This is a genomic window from Marinobacter salsuginis (assembly GCF_009617755.1).
In the GTDB taxonomy this organism is placed as follows: domain Bacteria; phylum Pseudomonadota; class Gammaproteobacteria; order Pseudomonadales; family Oleiphilaceae; genus Marinobacter; species Marinobacter salsuginis.
In genome coordinates this window covers 125,679-142,370 of sequence record NZ_BGZH01000004.1, presented here as the reverse complement: position 1 = coordinate 142,370, position 16,692 = coordinate 125,679, and the positions used below count along the sequence as shown (strand labels likewise).

Annotated in this window: 14 protein-coding genes; 11 read left to right on the top strand and 3 right to left on the bottom strand. The window is 58.2% G+C overall.

The window, feature by feature from the left end:
- The first annotated feature begins 1 nt into the window (after position 1).
- The 11 genes from GJU83_RS17200 (at position 2) to GJU83_RS17150 (ending at position 13,162) form a co-directional block, all read left to right on the top strand.
- Complete coding sequence (locus GJU83_RS17200) at positions 2 to 841, top strand: ExeA family protein (RefSeq protein ID WP_153634807.1); 840 nt, start codon at positions 2 to 4, stop codon at positions 839 to 841.
- Positions 838 to 1,914 (top strand): tetratricopeptide repeat protein, encoded by a 1,077-nt coding sequence (locus tag GJU83_RS17195; RefSeq protein ID WP_153634806.1) that lies wholly within the window; start codon positions 838 to 840, stop codon positions 1,912 to 1,914. The genes GJU83_RS17200 and GJU83_RS17195 overlap by 4 nt, the downstream gene beginning before the upstream one ends.
- The gene (locus GJU83_RS17190; protein ID WP_069185095.1) at positions 1,914 to 3,683 is read left to right on the top strand and encodes a GspE/PulE family protein; all 1,770 of its coding nucleotides are present in this window, start codon (positions 1,914 to 1,916) and stop codon (positions 3,681 to 3,683) included. The genes GJU83_RS17195 and GJU83_RS17190 overlap by 1 nt, the downstream gene beginning before the upstream one ends.
- A complete protein-coding gene (locus GJU83_RS17185; RefSeq protein ID WP_153634805.1) occupies positions 3,683 to 4,912 on the top strand; it encodes a type II secretion system F family protein in 1,230 nt (409 codons plus the stop codon). Before GJU83_RS17190 ends, GJU83_RS17185 begins: the two co-directional genes overlap by 1 nt.
- Before the next feature lie 39 nt (positions 4,913 to 4,951).
- Entirely contained in the window at positions 4,952 to 5,494 is a 543-nt protein-coding gene (locus GJU83_RS17180) for a hypothetical protein (RefSeq protein WP_228715204.1), read from the top strand.
- A 37-nt stretch (positions 5,495 to 5,531) separates the two neighbouring features.
- Positions 5,532 to 6,041, top strand: a complete 510-nt coding sequence (locus GJU83_RS17175) for a type II secretion system protein (protein WP_153634803.1) — start codon at positions 5,532 to 5,534, stop codon at positions 6,039 to 6,041.
- A 41-nt stretch (positions 6,042 to 6,082) separates the two neighbouring features.
- Positions 6,083 to 6,544, top strand: a complete 462-nt coding sequence (locus GJU83_RS17170; protein ID WP_153634802.1) for a type II secretion system protein — start codon at positions 6,083 to 6,085, stop codon at positions 6,542 to 6,544.
- 71 nt (positions 6,545 to 6,615) lie between these two features.
- Positions 6,616 to 7,065, top strand: a complete 450-nt coding sequence (locus GJU83_RS17165) for a prepilin-type N-terminal cleavage/methylation domain-containing protein (RefSeq protein ID WP_153634801.1) — start codon at positions 6,616 to 6,618, stop codon at positions 7,063 to 7,065.
- Positions 7,062 to 7,553 (top strand): type IV pilus modification PilV family protein, encoded by a 492-nt coding sequence (locus tag GJU83_RS17160; RefSeq protein ID WP_153634800.1) that lies wholly within the window; start codon positions 7,062 to 7,064, stop codon positions 7,551 to 7,553. Before GJU83_RS17165 ends, GJU83_RS17160 begins: the two co-directional genes overlap by 4 nt.
- Entirely contained in the window at positions 7,553 to 8,338 is a 786-nt protein-coding gene (locus GJU83_RS17155) for a PulJ/GspJ family protein (RefSeq protein WP_153634799.1), read from the top strand. Before GJU83_RS17160 ends, GJU83_RS17155 begins: the two co-directional genes overlap by 1 nt.
- A gap of 399 nt (positions 8,339 to 8,737) precedes the next feature.
- On the top strand, positions 8,738 to 13,162 hold the full coding sequence (locus GJU83_RS17150) for a DUF2341 domain-containing protein (RefSeq protein WP_153634798.1): 4,425 nt from the start codon (positions 8,738 to 8,740) through the stop codon (positions 13,160 to 13,162).
- A 61-nt stretch (positions 13,163 to 13,223) separates the two neighbouring features.
- Here the strand turns inward: GJU83_RS17150 and ntrC are convergent, their stop codons facing one another.
- The 3 genes from ntrC to GJU83_RS17135 all read right to left on the bottom strand — a co-directional run bounded on the left by ntrC (position 13,224) and on the right by GJU83_RS17135 (position 16,521).
- Entirely contained in the window at positions 13,224 to 14,651 is a 1,428-nt protein-coding gene (ntrC, locus tag GJU83_RS17145) for a nitrogen regulation protein NR(I) (RefSeq protein WP_153634797.1), read from the bottom strand.
- Positions 14,648 to 15,742: a nitrogen regulation protein NR(II) gene (glnL, locus tag GJU83_RS17140; protein WP_069185105.1), complete on the bottom strand. Its 1,095-nt coding sequence runs from the start codon at positions 15,740 to 15,742 to the stop codon at positions 14,648 to 14,650. The genes ntrC and glnL overlap by 4 nt, the downstream gene beginning before the upstream one ends.
- Before the next feature lie 254 nt (positions 15,743 to 15,996).
- The gene (locus GJU83_RS17135; RefSeq protein WP_136630003.1) at positions 15,997 to 16,521 is read right to left on the bottom strand and encodes a DUF4124 domain-containing protein; all 525 of its coding nucleotides are present in this window, start codon (positions 16,519 to 16,521) and stop codon (positions 15,997 to 15,999) included.
- Positions 16,522 to 16,692: the final 171 nt, after the last annotated feature.

Sequence of the window (16,692 nt, the reverse complement as noted above, 5' to 3'; positions counted from 1 at the left end):
CATGTACGAAGCCCATTTCGGACTGCAGGAAGCACCGTTCGCATTGACGCCCAACACCCGCTATTTCCTGCGGGCGCCCAGCCATGGTGATGCGCTGGAACTGTTGCTGGTGGCGTTGAAAGAGCGGGAGGGCTTTATCAAGATCTCCGGAGAGGTGGGCACGGGCAAAACCCTGCTGTGCCGGCTCCTGCTGAACGAACTTGAGCCGATTGCCCACACTGCCTATATTCCGAACCCGCACCTGACCCCGGATACGCTCTACGAAGCCGTGGCTGAAGAGCTGGGCGTGGAACTGTCCGGATGCACCAACGCGCATCAGGTGCTCAAGGCCATCAACGAAAAATTGATCGCCCATGCCATGGAGCAAAAGCCGGTTGTCCTCGTGATTGATGAGGCCCAGGCGATGCCGGAAGAGACCATTGAGGCGTTGCGACTGCTCACCAATCTGGAAACCGAGAGCGTCCGGCTGCTGCAGGTGGTCCTGTTTGGCCAGCCAGAGCTGGATGTGCTGCTTCAAAAGCAGAGCCTGCGCCAACTCAACCAGCGCATAACGTTCCACTATCGCCTCGCCCCCCTGGACCGCCATTCGGTTGCCCAGTATCTGCGCCATCGCCTGGCCCAGGCCGGCTACAACGGCGCCGATCTTTTTGCACCGGGCGCGCTTCGGCTGATTACCCGGGCCTCCGGTGGCATTCCGAGGCTGGTTAATATTCTGGCTCACAAGTCCATGTTGGCCGCCTGGGGCAGGGGTGACCGTCTTATTGAGCGAGGCCATGCCATGCAGGCCATTCGCGACACCGAGAGCGTTCGCTTGCCGGGACTGATCGGGAGGTGGTTATGAGCCTGCTGAACGATGCCCTGCGTGCTGCAGAGCAGCGACAGAACCGGCCGGAAGTGGCCGCGGCCTATGCGGGACAGTCGCAATCGCGACGCGGTTCGCGTTACGGGTCTTGGGTCGTCATCGTTTTCCTGGTCGCAGGCGCAGTGGGCGCATCTGCCTTCTGGTTGATGACTCGAACCGGTAATGAAGACATACCTGTCCACGTGAGTGCCCCTCCGGCGCAAGAGGCCGGAACAGAACTGCAACTCGAGAGCGTTGCCGAAAACGACAACACCGCAGAGGCCTCGCAGCCCGCCCCTGAACCCCAGGTTGTGGTTCAGTCGGAACCGGAAGCCAGGGAAGTAGCCGAGGCGGTTGAGCCACAGAAACCGGAGCCTGAACCTGAACCGGTGAGAGTCGAAGCCCCGGAGCCTGAACCCGCCGTCACTACACCGGTGGTGGCCGAAGCCGAGACTGCCCAGGAATCCGAAGCGCCAACGCCACCCATAAAACAGGTTCGTGAGACGCCCGAAGCCATCGATCGTCGAGTCAGCCGGGAGTTGGCCTCGCTGCTGAGGAGTGGTGAACCCCGTCAAGCTGAGCAGATGTTGCAGGAACTGGCGAATGTTCAGGTGGCGACTGCCAGCCGCGAAGTTTTCGCGCGTCAGATGCTGGTGCAGGAAATGCCTGACAGGGCTCTGGCCTGGCTTCCGGAATCGGTGACGAGCGGCGATGCCGCTCTGCGACTTCTCAGGGCCCGGGCACTCCACGCCAAGGGCAGTCTGCCCGAAGCACTCGCCACCCTTGAGAGTAGCGTGCCTGCAGTGCGCCAGGCCGTTGAGTATCGGGTAACCCTGGCGACCTTGCTGCAGCAGGCAGGCCGCACCACCGACGCGGCCCGACACTGGTCGGCCCTTATTGCCGAGGACGACAGCCGCGCGGCGTGGTGGGTGGGCCTTGCGATTGCCCTGGAGACAGGCGGCGAGACCAACAGCGCGGTCCGGGCCTACAGCCAGGCCGCACAGTTACCCGGGCTTTCGCCGTCCCTGGCGAATTACGTTCGCGAACGACTGAAAGCTTTGCAGGCGGGATGATGACGACAGAGCCGAAAAAGAAAGTCCGGTTAGGCGACCTGCTGGTCCAGAATGATGTCATCACTGAGCAGCAGCTGATGACGGCCCTGCGCGAGCAGAAAAGCACCGGTCGTAAGCTTGGTAAAACGCTCACAGACCTTGGTTATGTGGACGAGGACAGTCTGCTCAATATCCTGTCCCGCCAGCTGGATGTTCCCTTTGTGCAGCTGCGTCACTACCAGTTCAACAACGAACTGGTGAAAAAGCTACCGGAGGCCATGGCCCGACGGTTCCGCAGTATCGTGCTGGCGGAGCATAGTGGCGAGCTGCTGGTGGGGATGGCCGATCCTCTGGATATCTTTGCCTACGATGAGTTGGTTCGAATTCTGAAGCAGCCCATCAAACAGGCGGTGGTGCGTGAGAGCGAGCTGCTGAGCACCCTGGACCTGGTCTACCGGCGTACCGATGAAATTGCCTCACTGGCGGAAGAGCTGGAGGACGAGCTGGGCGAGGATGCCTTCGACCTCGCGGACCTCTCGGCCGAATCCGAAAGCGCCGAAGCGCCGGTGGTCAAGCTTCTGCAAACGCTGTTCGAGGATGCGGTTCAGGCCCGCAGCTCGGACATCCACATCGAGCCGGACGAGACCGTTGTTCGTATCCGGCAGCGGGTGGATGGGGTGCTTCAGGAGCAGGTGATGAAGGAGAAGCGTGTCAATTCCGCGCTGGTCCTGCGCCTGAAGCTGATGGCCGGCCTGAACATCTCCGAGAAGCGGATGCCCCAGGACGGGCGCTTCAACGTCCGGGTGAAGGGCCGCAGTATCGATGTGCGGGTATCCACCATGCCCGTTCAGTATGGTGAATCCGTTGTGATGCGTCTGCTGGACCAGAGCCAGGGCATGTTGAACCTGGATGGCACCGGGATGCCGGCGCAGCTGTTGGAACGATTCCGCCGGATGATCAAGAAACCCCACGGGATGATTCTGGTGACCGGCCCCACGGGTAGCGGTAAAACCACCACGCTTTATGGCGCCCTCACGGAACTGAACCGCCCTGAGGTGAAGATAATCACCGCGGAGGATCCGGTGGAATACCGCCTGCCCCGGATTACCCAGGTGCAGGTGAACCCTAAAATCGGTCTGGAATTCGCCAATGTACTTCGGGCCGCCCTGCGTCAGGATCCCGACGTGATCCTGGTGGGCGAGATGCGGGATCGCGAGACCGTGGAAATCGGTCTGCGGGCGGCGATGACTGGTCACCTCGTGCTTTCCACCCTGCACACCAACGACTCCATCAGCAGCGCCATGCGACTGATCGATATGGGTGCCGAACCCTTTCTCGTGGCCAGCTCGCTGCTCGGCGTGGTTGCCCAGCGTCTGGTCAGGCGGGTCTGTGATAACTGTGCCGAGGCCTACACACCGACGGAACAGGAAATGGTGTGGCTGCGCAGCTTTGATCTGGATCCGCTGGATATGGAAGCCGGGTTCGTGCATGGCCGAGGTTGCTACCAGTGCAGCAACACGGGCTACAAGGGCCGGGTTGGCGTTTACGAGATGCTTGAAATGAACGAGGCCATGCTGGACGCTTTGCGGCGCCAGGATGTCTCAGAGTTCACCAAAGCGGCTCGCCTGAGCGCCCTGTACCGACCGCTCGGACAGTGCGCCATGGATTTTGCGTTACAGGGCACCACCACGCTGGAGGAAGTGGCCCGGGTGGCGGCGACCTCCGAGGGTGATTTCTCGCCCGATGACGAGATTCCCTTGCCGGATGAGCCTGTTGGTGGAGGTGCCTGATGCAGTTCAGCTACCGGGGCAAGGATAATCGTGGCAGTGTCCAGCAGGGTTTGCTGGGCGCTCCCAATGCCGATGCCGCTGCTACTGAGCTGATGCGCCGGGGGATAACCCCGCTCTCCATCCGGGAGGTGGAGGATACGGATTCGGTTGTTGATCGATTGAACCGGCTGCCGATATTCCGGAAGAAGGTCACCCTCGATGAGCTGATTGTTTTCTGTCGCCAGATGCATGCCCTGACCAAGGCGGGTATCCCCCTGATCCGCACCATGCGCGGCCTGGCGGAAACCACCCGTTCACCGGTGCTGGCGGAAGTACTGGAGGATGTGACCACCCGGCTCGAAGGCGGCACAACCATGGCGACGGCCATGCAGGCGCATCCGAAGGTTTTCTCGGAGTTATTTATTGCCATGATCCATGTGGGCGAGAACACCGGGATGCTGGACGACGCCTTCCGACGCCTGTCAGAAATTCTCGAGCTTGAGCGGGACACCAAGCGTCGCCTCAAACAGGCCATGCGCTATCCGATGTTCGTCATTATCGCCCTGTTATCGGCGCTGATGGTCGTGAACTTTCTGGTTATCCCGAAATTCGCTTCGGTGTTCGACAAGCTGGGGGCGGACCTGCCGTTCCTGACCCAGGTATTGGTCGGAACCTCCAATTTCCTTCTGGCCTACTGGTACGTGATGCTCTTTGCGATCGCTGCAGGCGGCCTCCTGCTGCGGCAATGGAAGCAGACGGAACAGGGCCGGCTGACCTGGGATCGTTACAAACTCAGGTTGCCAATTATCGGACCATTGCTGGAATTGATCACGCTCAGTCGGTTCGCGAGGAATTTTGCTACCATGCTGTCCGCCGGCATGCCGGTAACAACGGCGTTAACCGTGGTGGCGGACACCACAGACAATGCCTGGATCTCGACCCACATCAAGGGTATGCGAGGCGGTATCGAGAGAGGCGAGACTCTGCTCAGAACAGCCAGACAAAGCGAAATGTTCACCCCGTTGATTTTGCAGATGATTGCGGTGGGCGAGGAAACCGGTTCCGTGGACGACATGCTCAACAATGTCGCGGATTTTTACGATGAGGATGTGGACTACGGACTCAAGCGACTGGCGGAGTCGATTGAACCGATACTGATTGTGGCCATGGGCATTCTCGTGTTGATTCTGGCACTGGGCGTGTTCCTCCCGATCTGGGACCTGGGGGCCGCCGCCATGGGGCGGGGCTGAGTGCCAGCGGCACGGGTTTCAGAGGCCAGCGGACTGGCGATGTCGCGCAGGTTCCGCTTCGCGGTGGTGTTGGCCGTACTGGGAGTGCTCTGGTGGTTCCTGCTCGGCGTGTTGGAACGAGAAAGCCGAAATGCCGAAGAACGGGCCGCCAACATGGTGATCGGCCAGCTCAGATCGGCCCTGGTGATCAAGGGTGCAGAGGTAATGCTGAGCCGTGACGGCCGTCTTGCTGAGCACAGGGGCATCAACCCGTTTGAGCTGGTGGAGCACCAGTGGGGTAATTACGCTGGGCGATGCCAGGGCGAGGAACTGGCGCCGGCAACCTGGTGTTTCCGGGTTGGCGAACAAAAAGAAACAGAATACGGGCCTAAAGGCTGGTTAATTTATAAACCGGGGCAGCCGATAACCATAGACAGTCGGCAAGCCAACCAGGAGCAGCCTCTGGCCTGGGCAGTGACAACGGAATTTGCAGACCGCAACGGGAATGGCACGCGGGAGCAGGAAGAACGGCTGACGGGGTTGAAACTGGCCCCGGTGTCGTTGACAGAAGACGCAGCGCAAACGCAGGATGCGCAACGCTGACCAGACGGACGAATGAAACCGTAAAGAGGTCGACGCTATGAAGCGGGATACGAGAACGAAAAAACAGCAGGGTTTCACCCTGATTGAGCTGGTGGTCGTCATTGCCATCCTGGCAATTCTTGCCGCCTTCGCTCTGCCACGATTTGCCCAGCTGTCAGAGCAGGCGCATCAATCGAGTATTCGTGCGACTGCCGGGGCACTGGCCGCGGGTGTGGCGTTGGCTAAAACACAGTGGGTATCCAACGGCTTCACCGCAGCTGAAACGGATGTTGTTGGCTTTGGCAACGACAATGTCGATGTCAGTGATGACGGCTGGCCGACTTCCGTTGCTTCAAACGACACGGGTACTACGATGGATGCCACCAAGTGCGAGGAAGTCTGGCTGGGTGTTCTGCAATCCAACGCACCCACCGTGAACGGCTCCAATCCTGAATACGCGATATCGATCAGCAGCGGAGACTGCGTATTCACCTATCAAGCAGACAGCCAGGGCAGCACCATTGCGTATGATGCTGATACTGGCGAAATAACCACAACCATTAACTGATAAACCTCGAAGCCAACTGGCGATAAAAACGGAGTAATACCATGAAAGCGATGACAGCCATTGCGGCAAGAAAAGAAAAAGGCTTCACCCTGATCGAACTGGTTATGGTGATTGTAATTCTGGGGATTCTGGCGGCGTTTGCTTTGCCGCGGTTTGCGGATTTGAGTGGAGAGGCTGAGAGTGCTTCAGTGCAGGGCGCTCAGGGAGCAGTGAGGTCCGCGTCTTCAATTGTGCGATCAGCCTTTCTCGCGGGACAGGGCGTGGATGACGGAAGTGGAAATATTTCTGTGACTTTGGAAGGCGAGGCAATTGCGATAACTAATGGTTATGCAGATGCTTCAGATATTGCAGATGCTGCGCAGATATCGAATGAGTTTAATCCGACGGAGAGCGGAGGAGTAACAACCTTCACACAAGGTGGTTGCACGTTTACTTATACTGAAGCTGGTGCTGCGACTCCGTCTAACGCTGCGCCTATAATCTCAGATGTAACGTGTTCTTAATCAGTCCAGGGGACACCACAGTCTGAAGGCCTAAATCTTCTGAACAGTTAATAAACGGGGCTGAAGGCCAGATGGTAGTGAAACCTCTCGGATTCACATTGGTGGAGTTGGTAATGGTCCTTGTTCTGATCGGAGTCCTCTCCGCTCTGGGCATTGGCCTGTTCGCCAGCCGCTCGGCCTTCTCCCCCTTGCTGGCTACCCAGCAACTTGCCTCCGCCACGCTGCTTGCTCAACAGGCAGCGTTGGCGGGGAATCCCGCCAACACCCTCACTATAGAGCAGGGTGGAGATAATTTCCGGTTTATCGTGGGTGCCGGTTCCGGCAATCCGCGTACCTTCGAAATAGCCCGGGAAGGCACCAGCCTTTCAGCACCGGGCGGGCTGCCATTGACGCTGACCTTTGACAGCAAAGGAGCGCCTTCAACCGGCACCAATCTGCAGTTCACTTTTTCGGGCGACAGTACCTTCCAGACGTGTCTCAGTTCATTGGGCGCGGTATACGCCGGGAGCTGCCAGTCATGAGGCCTACTCAAACCGGCGCAACCCTGGTGGAGCTGGTGATCACAATCGTGATTATCAGTGTGGCCATTGCCGGTGTGGTTGGTGCGTTCGCGCTTATCACTGGGCGCAGCGCGGATCCGCTGAATCAGACCCGCGCGGTTAAGCTGGCCCAGCTCTACATGGATGAAATTCTGACCCAGAAATACGATGATCAGACGCCCCAGGGCGGATTTCCCAAGTTTTCGGGGGCCTGTTCCATTGGTCCGGAAGGTTCCGAGGGCCGGGCCACTTTTGACGATGTTGACGACTACGACGGTCTTACCGGGGCGCCATCGACAGCCACAGGCTCTGCCCTGAGTGGCTATTCCGGTTTTTCCATCTCGATCACTGTCACCTGCGCAGGAACGGAAGTTGGCTTGCCCGCGGAAGAAGCCAAACGGGTTGATCTCGATATCACGGCCCCCGGCAATCAGACCTTTTCATTCACCGCATACCGGGCCAACTTCTGATGCACCGGTGTCGCGGCTTTACCCTCGTTGAACTGGTCATTGTGATCGTATTGCTGGCGATTGTGGCCACCATCTCGGTGCGCTTTGTCAGTCTGTCCACGCAGGGCGCGTTGGACGTAAGCTCCCGGCAGCAGCGTTCCCTGGCGGGCGTGGTGATCAGTGAACAGATCAGTCGCGAGGTTCGCGAGGCGCTTCCCACATCCATCAGAACCAATGCCAGTGGAACCTGTCTTGAGTGGATGCCAATCCTGGCGGCGTCCAACTATCTCGACCTTCCTCGGGGCGCAACCCCGAATTCATTTCGCGCTGTCCCTCTTCCAGGAGGCGCATCCGCTTCGGGACGGGTGGTGGTCTATGGCTACGGTTCCGACGTCTACAGCCTGGGAAGTCCGGGGCCGATCTCGCCACCGGCGACGATGCCCACCGGTGCTTCGCCAGTAACCGTCACATTTGATTCGGGGGCCACACATCGATTCTCGGCACAGTCGCCGGAGCGCCGGTTCTATATTGTTGGCGAGCCGGTGGCTGTCTGTCAGGTAGGTCGGTACCTGTATCGTTACAGGAACTACGGAATCAACGCCACACCCGCATCGGGCCTGCCATCGAGTTATCCGGATCGGGAAGTCATGGCCGCGACACTGGTGAACAACTCGCTGGATTTCCAGGTGACACCGCCCAGCCTTCAGCGTGGTGCGGTGGTGTCGTTCGGATTTGTACTGGAGGATTTTGATTCCGGTGAGACTACGGATATGAGCCAGGAGGTGCAGATCCGCAATGTACCGTGAACCTCATAATATGGCTAATCAGAGCGGCGCTGGTTTACCTGTCGCCTTGTTCATCATTACTGTTCTGGCTCTTCTGGTCATCGGAATGGCTCAACTGCAGCAGGCCAGTGGTGAATCTGTCAGTCTGCAGATTCAGTCCCAGAGAGCGTTCTATGCAGCCGAGAGCGGCGCGCAGGTGGCCGTGAGGGATGTGCTTGAGTCCAGCGACTGTAGTGCCTTGACAACCCCCCTATCTTTTTCGGCAACAGGGCTCAACGGCTGTAGCGCTGCGCTCAGTTGTGAATCCGTCACGGAGAACATCAGTGGCCCGGGTGGCAACACGGTTTTTTCGATTTCCAGCACGGGACAGTGTGGCAGTGGACCCGATCGGGCTGTGCGGATAATTGAGGTGCGTGTCAGATGAAGTGGATCCGAACCAACCGTCCGATATCCGGTTTTCTCGCTCTTCTGGTTTTAATGGCCTGGACCGCAGTTTCTGAGGCCGCCTGGTTCAATCCTGACTGGAATTACCGAAAGGCGATCCAGATCCAGGCCAGCCAGGTGGTGGGTGACCTGGCAGATTTTGCGGTCATGTTCAGGGCGACAGATGCCGATCTGGCCAATTCCGCCCAAGCGGATGGAGACGATATCGTTTTTGCGCTTGAGGATGGGACCCAACTTGACCATGAGCTGGAACGCTATAACGGTTCTACCGGTGAGCTTGTCGCCTGGATCCGGATACCAAACCTGTCAGCATCCGCCAATACCAACCTGTATCTGTATTACGGCAATCCCTCAGCGGCAAACCAGTCGAATCCAGTTGGTGCCTGGGATAATGACTTTCAGATGGTTCACCACCTGGAAGAGTCAGGAGGTCGGCAGACCACTTTGGAGGATTCGACAGCCAACCTGAACGGTGGCGATCTGCTGGGACAGGGCAACAACTACCCGACGTATCTCAATAACGGGATCGTCGCCGGCGCAAGAGCGCACCCGGGGCAGTTCGCCAATGGGCAATCTGAAGACCCGGCGGTACGTTTTTTCGATTTCGGCGACCCCGGCTTATCGACAAGCTTCACGGCCGAAGCTTGGGCAAGGGTTTCCGGCAATCAGTCCGGAAACGATCATCATCCGATTCTCTGGAAAGGTAATGTCATTGGTTGGGGCGCCAACTACTTGTTCCGCATTGCCGTAAGGCAGAACAACGGTGTTACGTGGGGGGTGACCTGCGGTAACACCGAGGCGTGGTTCGATGGCGGTAGCGCCACTACCGGGTGGGCTCATTACGCCATCAGTTTCGACGGGACCACGACCCGCGCTTACATCAACGGGCAACAGGTTGCAGCCGATAACGACTGTTCCGGCAGAACCCTCAACGTAACCTCTCAGCCTTACAGATCCGGGTATGGCATCGTTCAGGGCAACGGTGAAACCATTCTGAATGGCGACGTTGATGAGATCCGGATCTCAACAGGGGCCCGGTCTGGCGGCTGGCTGAGAACCCACTACAACAACCTCTCTGATCCGGGGGCCTTTTTTGTTGTCGGTAATGAAGAGACGGGCGGCTTCTGCAGCACATTAACGGCCCTGTTTTGTGATGATTTCGAGCGCAGTTCTCTCGGACCGGATTGGTCTGTCGTGACATCGTCCGGCGGTGATGCGGGGATCAGTGCGCAAACCAGCAAGAGCCCCGTGCGTTCCCTGTTTACCTCCAGCGGTTTAGTCGAGGTCACGCTTGACCCTCTCGATCTTTCCGGTCTGACAACGGGCACCGTCGCCTATTGGTGGAGGCGGGGCGATGATAGCTTCAGTGAGGATCCCGATGGCGGCGAAGACCTTCGAGTCGAGTACCTTGATGATGCCGGCAACTGGGATCTGATTGATCGATACCCCGGCAACGGGACCAACGGTGAATCCGGCGACGTCGTCTTCACACTGCCGCCCGATGCTTTTCACAGTGATTTCCAGATACGTTTCGTTCAGGAATCAGGCAATAGTGGAAACTTTGATTTCTGGCACATTGATGATGTCGTTATTGACGGCAGCGCCTCCCCACTGACGTGTGCTGGCGATACCTTCGGTACTGCCAGCCTGTCGCCGGATGACTGGATCACGAATGTATCCAGCGGCAGCTTTACACCCGGTATTGTCAACGGTCGCCTGCGTATGACAGAAGCTTCAGGCAATCAGGCAACAGCGGCAACGTTCCAGAATCTGATTCCCGGAGCGGACAACTATGTGAGACTGGAGTTCGACTATTTTGCTTACGGCGGCAATGGTGCTGATGGTCTGACGATTGTGCTGTCGGATGCCGCGGTTACCCCTCAGCCGGGGAGCTTCGGAGGGTCGCTTGGATACGCTCAGCGCAACAACGGCGATCCCGGATTCGCGGGTGGTTGGCTCGGGATTGGTCTGGACGAATTCGGCAACTTTTCCAACGCCACGGAAGGGCGCGTCGGTGGTATCGGCTTTGTTCGGGACGCAGTGGCAATCCGTGGTGCCGCCCAGAGCAACTACCAATACCTCGGAGGGACCGGCTCGCTGAGCCCGGGGATCGACCAGCCCGGTAATAATCCGACACCCCACCGCTATCGGATTATTGTTGATTCGAGAGGCGGTGTCGGTCCGATTGTCTCCGTCGAGCGGGATGTTTCGGGAACAGGCAATAGCTTTCAACAGCTTGTTCAATTGGACCTGAGCAGTTTTCCGAATCAACCGGCGACCCCTCAGAATTTTTACCTTTCGTTGACTGGCTCAACCGGTGGCTCCACCAATATACATGAGCTCGATAACCTGCAGCTGTGCGCGGAAAAGCTGAATCCGGTCGGTCAGTTGGTTGATCACTTCGAGTTTTTACATGATGGCACAGCGTTAACCTGTCAGCCGGAAACTGTGACTGTCAGAGCCTGCGAAAATTCAGATTGCAGTGTGCTTTTCACGGACCCGGTGAATGTAACACTGAGCCCTTCGGGATGGGTTGGCGGTGACACTTTTTCATTCACTGGCGGCCAGGCTACCCGTCAGCTTCAGATCACAACTGCGGGAACGGCGAGCTTGGCCATTGCATCCTCAAATCCTTCAACGAAGGCCTTTACTCAGACCCTTTGTGACAATGGAAGCGGCAGCGTTTCCGCCGTCGCGTGCGAGCTAACCTTCCTTGATGCTGGTCTGGCCTTCGATATACCAGACCTGACTTCTCATCAACCAGCGACCTCAGTCCAGATAAGCGCGGTGCGTCGAGATAACCAGACTGGCGCGTGCGTTCCGGCTTTTGAAAATGTGCAGCGGGAGGTAAGTTTCTGGTCGACCTATGTTGATCCGGGGCCGACCGGTCGCCCCGAGAGCCGTCAGGTGTTCGTTGACAATACGGCGGTTGGCTCTGGCCAGTCGAATGCCACGCCGATCAGCCTTCAGTTCGGTACGGGCGGTATTGCAGAGGTGGATGTTCTTTACCCTGACGCAGGCCTGATAAACCTCGACGCTATCTACCTCGGCTCGGCAGCAACCGGCGACGACGGTTTACAAATGCCAGGCGCAGACAGTTTTGTCAGTATTCCGGCTGGTTTTTGTGTGACATCCGCGGGTGATTGCCCGGCCGGAAACGCGACCTGTCCTGCATTCCGGAAAGCGGGACAGACGTTTGATCTTTCGATCACCGCTGTGGGTTGGGAGCAGAACGGCGATGGTGATCTGTGTCAGGGCAATCCGATTACGCCCAATTTCCGGTTACTGGATATACCCTTGTCTTCCAGCCTGGTTCAACCTGCTGGTGGGGCACCCGGTTCAGTATCACCCGTCAGCTACTCCCACACCAGATCCTCATCGGCAGAAGAGATTGTGGCAGCCGAGGTCTCAGAGGTCGGTGTTTTTCGCTTTGAAGCTTCGCCCGTGCCAGGAAGCTACCTCGGGCGAGACGTTCCCGGTGGGCAAAGTGTTCCAATCGGACGCTTTTACCCGGACCGTTTTCAGGTATCGGTCGATCCCGGCGAGTTTGAGGCCCAGTGTACGACGGGTTCAGCTTTTGTTTACACCGGACAGGCGTTCGAATGGCTGGTTACACCCTCTCTGACCATAGAGCCTTTGTCGGTGCAGGGAACCCGAACACGGAATTACACATTCACTGGATTCCAAAGGCTCGTCGCCTCCGATGTCAATCGCTCGTATCCAACGTCCGATACTGCCGCTGTAGACACGGCTGGCGCGTTTATGGCGCTTTCGCCAACCGAGGTCGGCGGCAACCTCACGGCTCCGGTGTCTTCGCTGGGTTCAGGGGTGATGCTTTATGATTTCTCGGCTTCGGACCGCTTCGTTTATAACAAGACCTCCGATTCCCGGATAGCGCCGTTTGTGCCACAGCTTGAGTTTTCGGTGACCAGCCTGACTGACTCTGATGGTGTGGCGGCCGCCGCTGCGCCATACCTGTTTACACCCGCGGCCGCTTTTGATGTCCGGTTTGGCCGATTCACTCTGGAGAACGTTTATGGCCCGGAAAATATCGGGTCGCTCGCAATGCCGTTCAGGCTTGAGTACTGGGATGGGTCACGTTTCATGACCCACACAGATGATAGCTGCACAATCTGGAATACAGCTGATTTGACCAATTCGGCAAATCACCATTCGCTCAGTACCAGTGCGCCTTCAAGCGGCAACTTCTCCATGGGCGAGGCCACGCCGCTGGAACTCGTGCCCAACGGAACCCGTGGGACCGATTCTTTGGTCTGGAATGTCGACGCCTGGCTCGAGTTTGACTGGAATGATGATGGCGTTCTTGAGGATCCGCTTGGGCTGGCAACGTTCGGCGTCTATCGCGGCCACGACCGCGTGATCTACTGGCAGGAACGATAAAAAAGGGCAGGACGCGAGTCCTGCCCCAAAACATCAACGAACCCCGGCGGTTCGTCAATCGTCAGTCTTCCTCGTGTTCCGGATGATCCATCCCCAGCTCGTTGATTTTCCGGGTGAGCGTGTTCCGGCCCCATCCCAGCAGGATGGAGGCATCCCGTCGACGGCCACCGGTGTGCTTCAGGGCTGTTTCAATCATGATTTTCTCGAACTCGGGCACGGCTGTATCGAGAATTCCCTTCTTGCCACGCTTCAGTTCCTGTTCGGCCCAGTTTTTCAGGCCTTCCTGCCAGGTTGCTCCGGTGGTTGGTGTCTCGGCCTGGTGTAATAACTCGGGTGGCAAGTCATCAATGTGGATCTCGCGGCCGCTGGCCATCACTGTCAGCCATCGGCAGGTGTTCTCCAGCTGGCGGACGTTGCCGGGCCAGGGCAGGGTGGTCAGGTATTCTTCGGCCTCTTCGCGCAGGATCTTGGGCTCGACGGCCAGCTCTTTGGCCGCCCGTTTCAGGAAGTGCTGCATCAGGCGGGGGATGTCTTCCCGGCGCTCGGCGAGCTTGGGCAAGTGCACGCGAATGACGTTCAGGCGGTGGAACAGGTCTTCTCGGAAGGTGCCTGCCTGCACCAGTTTCTCCAGGTCCTGGTGGGTTGCCGCGATGATGCGCACATCCACCTTGATCGGGGTTGTGCCGCCTACCCGGTAGAATTCGCCATCGGCCAGAACCCGCAGGAGGCGGGTCTGAGTGTCAGCGGGCATATCCCCGATTTCGTCCAGGAACAGGGTGCCACCGTTGGCCTGTTCGAACCGGCCCTGGCGAGCGGCGCCAGCGCCGGTGAAGGCACCCTTTTCGTGGCCGAAGAGTTCGGATTCAATCAGGTCTTTGGGAATTGCAGCCATGTTCAGGGCAATGAAGGGATGGTTCGCCCGGGGGCTGTGGTTGTGCAGCGCCTGGGCCACCAGTTCCTTACCCGTGCCGCTTTCGCCGTTGATGAGAACCGTGATGTTGGAGTGCGAAAGCCGGCCAATAGCCCGGAAGACTTCCTGCATGGCCGGCGCTTCACCGATGATTTCGGCGTTGCGCTGGGACATTTCGGCCTGGGGTTCACCACTGGCACGCTTCTCATGGCTGTGGGCCACGGCGCGCTTGACCAGCGCGACCGCGTCATCCACATCGAACGGCTTGGGAAGGTATTCGAAGGCACCGGTCTGGTAGCTGGTTACGGCGCTCTCCAGATCCGAGTGCGCGGTCATGATGATGACAGGCACGTCCGGGTGAACGTCCACAATCTGGGACAACAGGGTGATGCCGTCGACGCCGGGCATCCGGATATCGCTCACGATGGCGTCCGGCTGTTCGTGTTCCAGCCGCATCATGATGCTTTCACCACTGTCAAAAACTCGGGGCTGCATACCGGCCTGGTTAAGGGCGCGCTCCAGCACCCAGCGAATACTGCGGTCGTCGTCTATGATCCAGACGTTCGCCGGTTGGCTCATGGGGTGTCCTCCAGAGGCAGGAAGATGATGAAGTCGGTTCGGCCTGGTTCGCTTTCGCATTCGACCAGTCCACGGTGTTGGCCGATGATGCTCTGGGTAATGGAAAGGCCCAGGCCGGTGCCACTGGCACGGCCACTGATCATCGGATAGAAAATGTTCTGCACCAGCTCCGGCGGAATGCCGGGGCCGTTGTCGATCACGTCGACCCGGCACACGAGCCTGTGGCGTCGGTTGCCAATGGTGAACTGGCGCAGGGTGCGGGTACGGAACGTAATGGTCGGCGGCTCATCGGAACTGTGGCTCGCTTGGTTTTCGAAGGCTGCTTCCATGGCGTTCCGTGCGATGTTCAGGAACGCCTGAATCAGTTGTTCCTTGTCACCCTTGAACTCGGGAATGCTGGGGTCGTAATCCCGTTCGAAATTCAGTCGTCCCTTGCTTTCGGCCTCAAGCAAGGTGCCTACCCGTTCGAGGATTTCATGAATATTGGTCGGCGCCAGCTTCAATGCCTTGTTCGGGCCCAGCATCCGGTCCACAAGGCTCCGGAGCCGATCCGCCTCGTCGATGATGACCCGGGTGTATTCCCGTTGATCCTCACTGTTGAGTTCCCGATCAAGAAGCTGAGCCGCACCACGGATGCCGCCAAGCGGGTTCTTGATCTCGTGGGCCATGCCCCGGACCAGAATTCGGGTGGTCTCCTGCTGGGAGATGATGTCTTCCTCACGACTGATCCGCATCAGCCTGTCTCTCGGCTGGATCTCGATCAGGAGTTCCGTCGGTTCCAGGCTGATGGGGGTGACGGAATAATCGACCGTAAGCCGGGAACCGCTGGTGAGGAGAAATTCGGCCTCGCGGCGAGTATAGGATTGTCCGTTCCGTACAGCGGCAAAAAGCGTTTTCAGGGCGTCTTCGGATTCCACCAGAATGTCCTGGAAGGGTTGGCCCTGACTGCGGGTCATGCTGGTTTCGAACAGGCTTTCGGCGGCGGGGTTGAGATACCGGATGCTGAGATTGTCCTCGAGCACCAGGACAGCGGTAGTGAGGCTGTCGAGAATGCTCTTGTATCCGGTTTGATGGGCCGAAGGCAGTGCCATGCGTGAATCCCGTTGGTTCGACATAGTGTGACCTCCGGAGTTTTGCAAAAAGCGAACCACTTTGAACCCGGTTCACGAATGAGTGGGCAAAGTGCGGGCAGAGGGGCTTATTGGCGCTGAAAAGTGCCGTAAGCTGGTGCAAATGGGAGAAATCCCTCTGACCAGTCCGGAAAATGCGCCCCGTTGCTGATCAGAGTATGGCTGTTTTCTGGTGCGTCCGCACCAAAATAGTGCGAATTGTTAGGCAGGTTTGGTTAGTTCAATGCGGAAGGGCGGTGAACGGTGAAGGTGATCGGTGAGCCGGTTTTCACCTGAACTCCGTTTTCATCCACGATGTGGACGCGGGCTTCATGGGTTCCACGGAAGACGTTGTTGACGGTGATCGAGCCAGAAGTACTCTGGCCGACTGGCTGCCCGTCCAGCGTGACTTCGTATTTGTGACCAGGCTGGAGCCCGGGTGTGCTACGGACCTCGAACTGTACGTCGCCGCTGCCACTATGGAACGCCTGATTGTTGTCCGGATAGGCGAACGAGACGCTGTCGTAAGCTGCGCCTTCCCGCTGCACCTCTTCGCGCAGCTTTTCGGTTTCCTGAACAACTTCTGGCTTGGGCAATGTGATGGTCGTGACTGGCTTGACCTGGACCGCTTCAGAGCCCTCGCTCGGCTCGTCAGAGTAGGTGACGTTGCCGTAGGCATCGACATTTCGGTAAACCTCGGCAGAGACGGGAACCGCCAGCAAAAAGAAAAGGCCGGCAACCAATCCAGACTTTGGATTCATAAGCTCACCTGTTATTGGGTTTCCTCGATTATCGGCGGCGCCCGGAGTCTTTTCAACGCCTGCAGAGCCTGATGTTGGTTACATATCGTTAAGGGCTCCAGGCACTGTGCGGCTGCTCACAAAAAAGCCCCGCACGAAGGCGGGGCTTGTCTGCTTTCCTCTAAAGCGAGG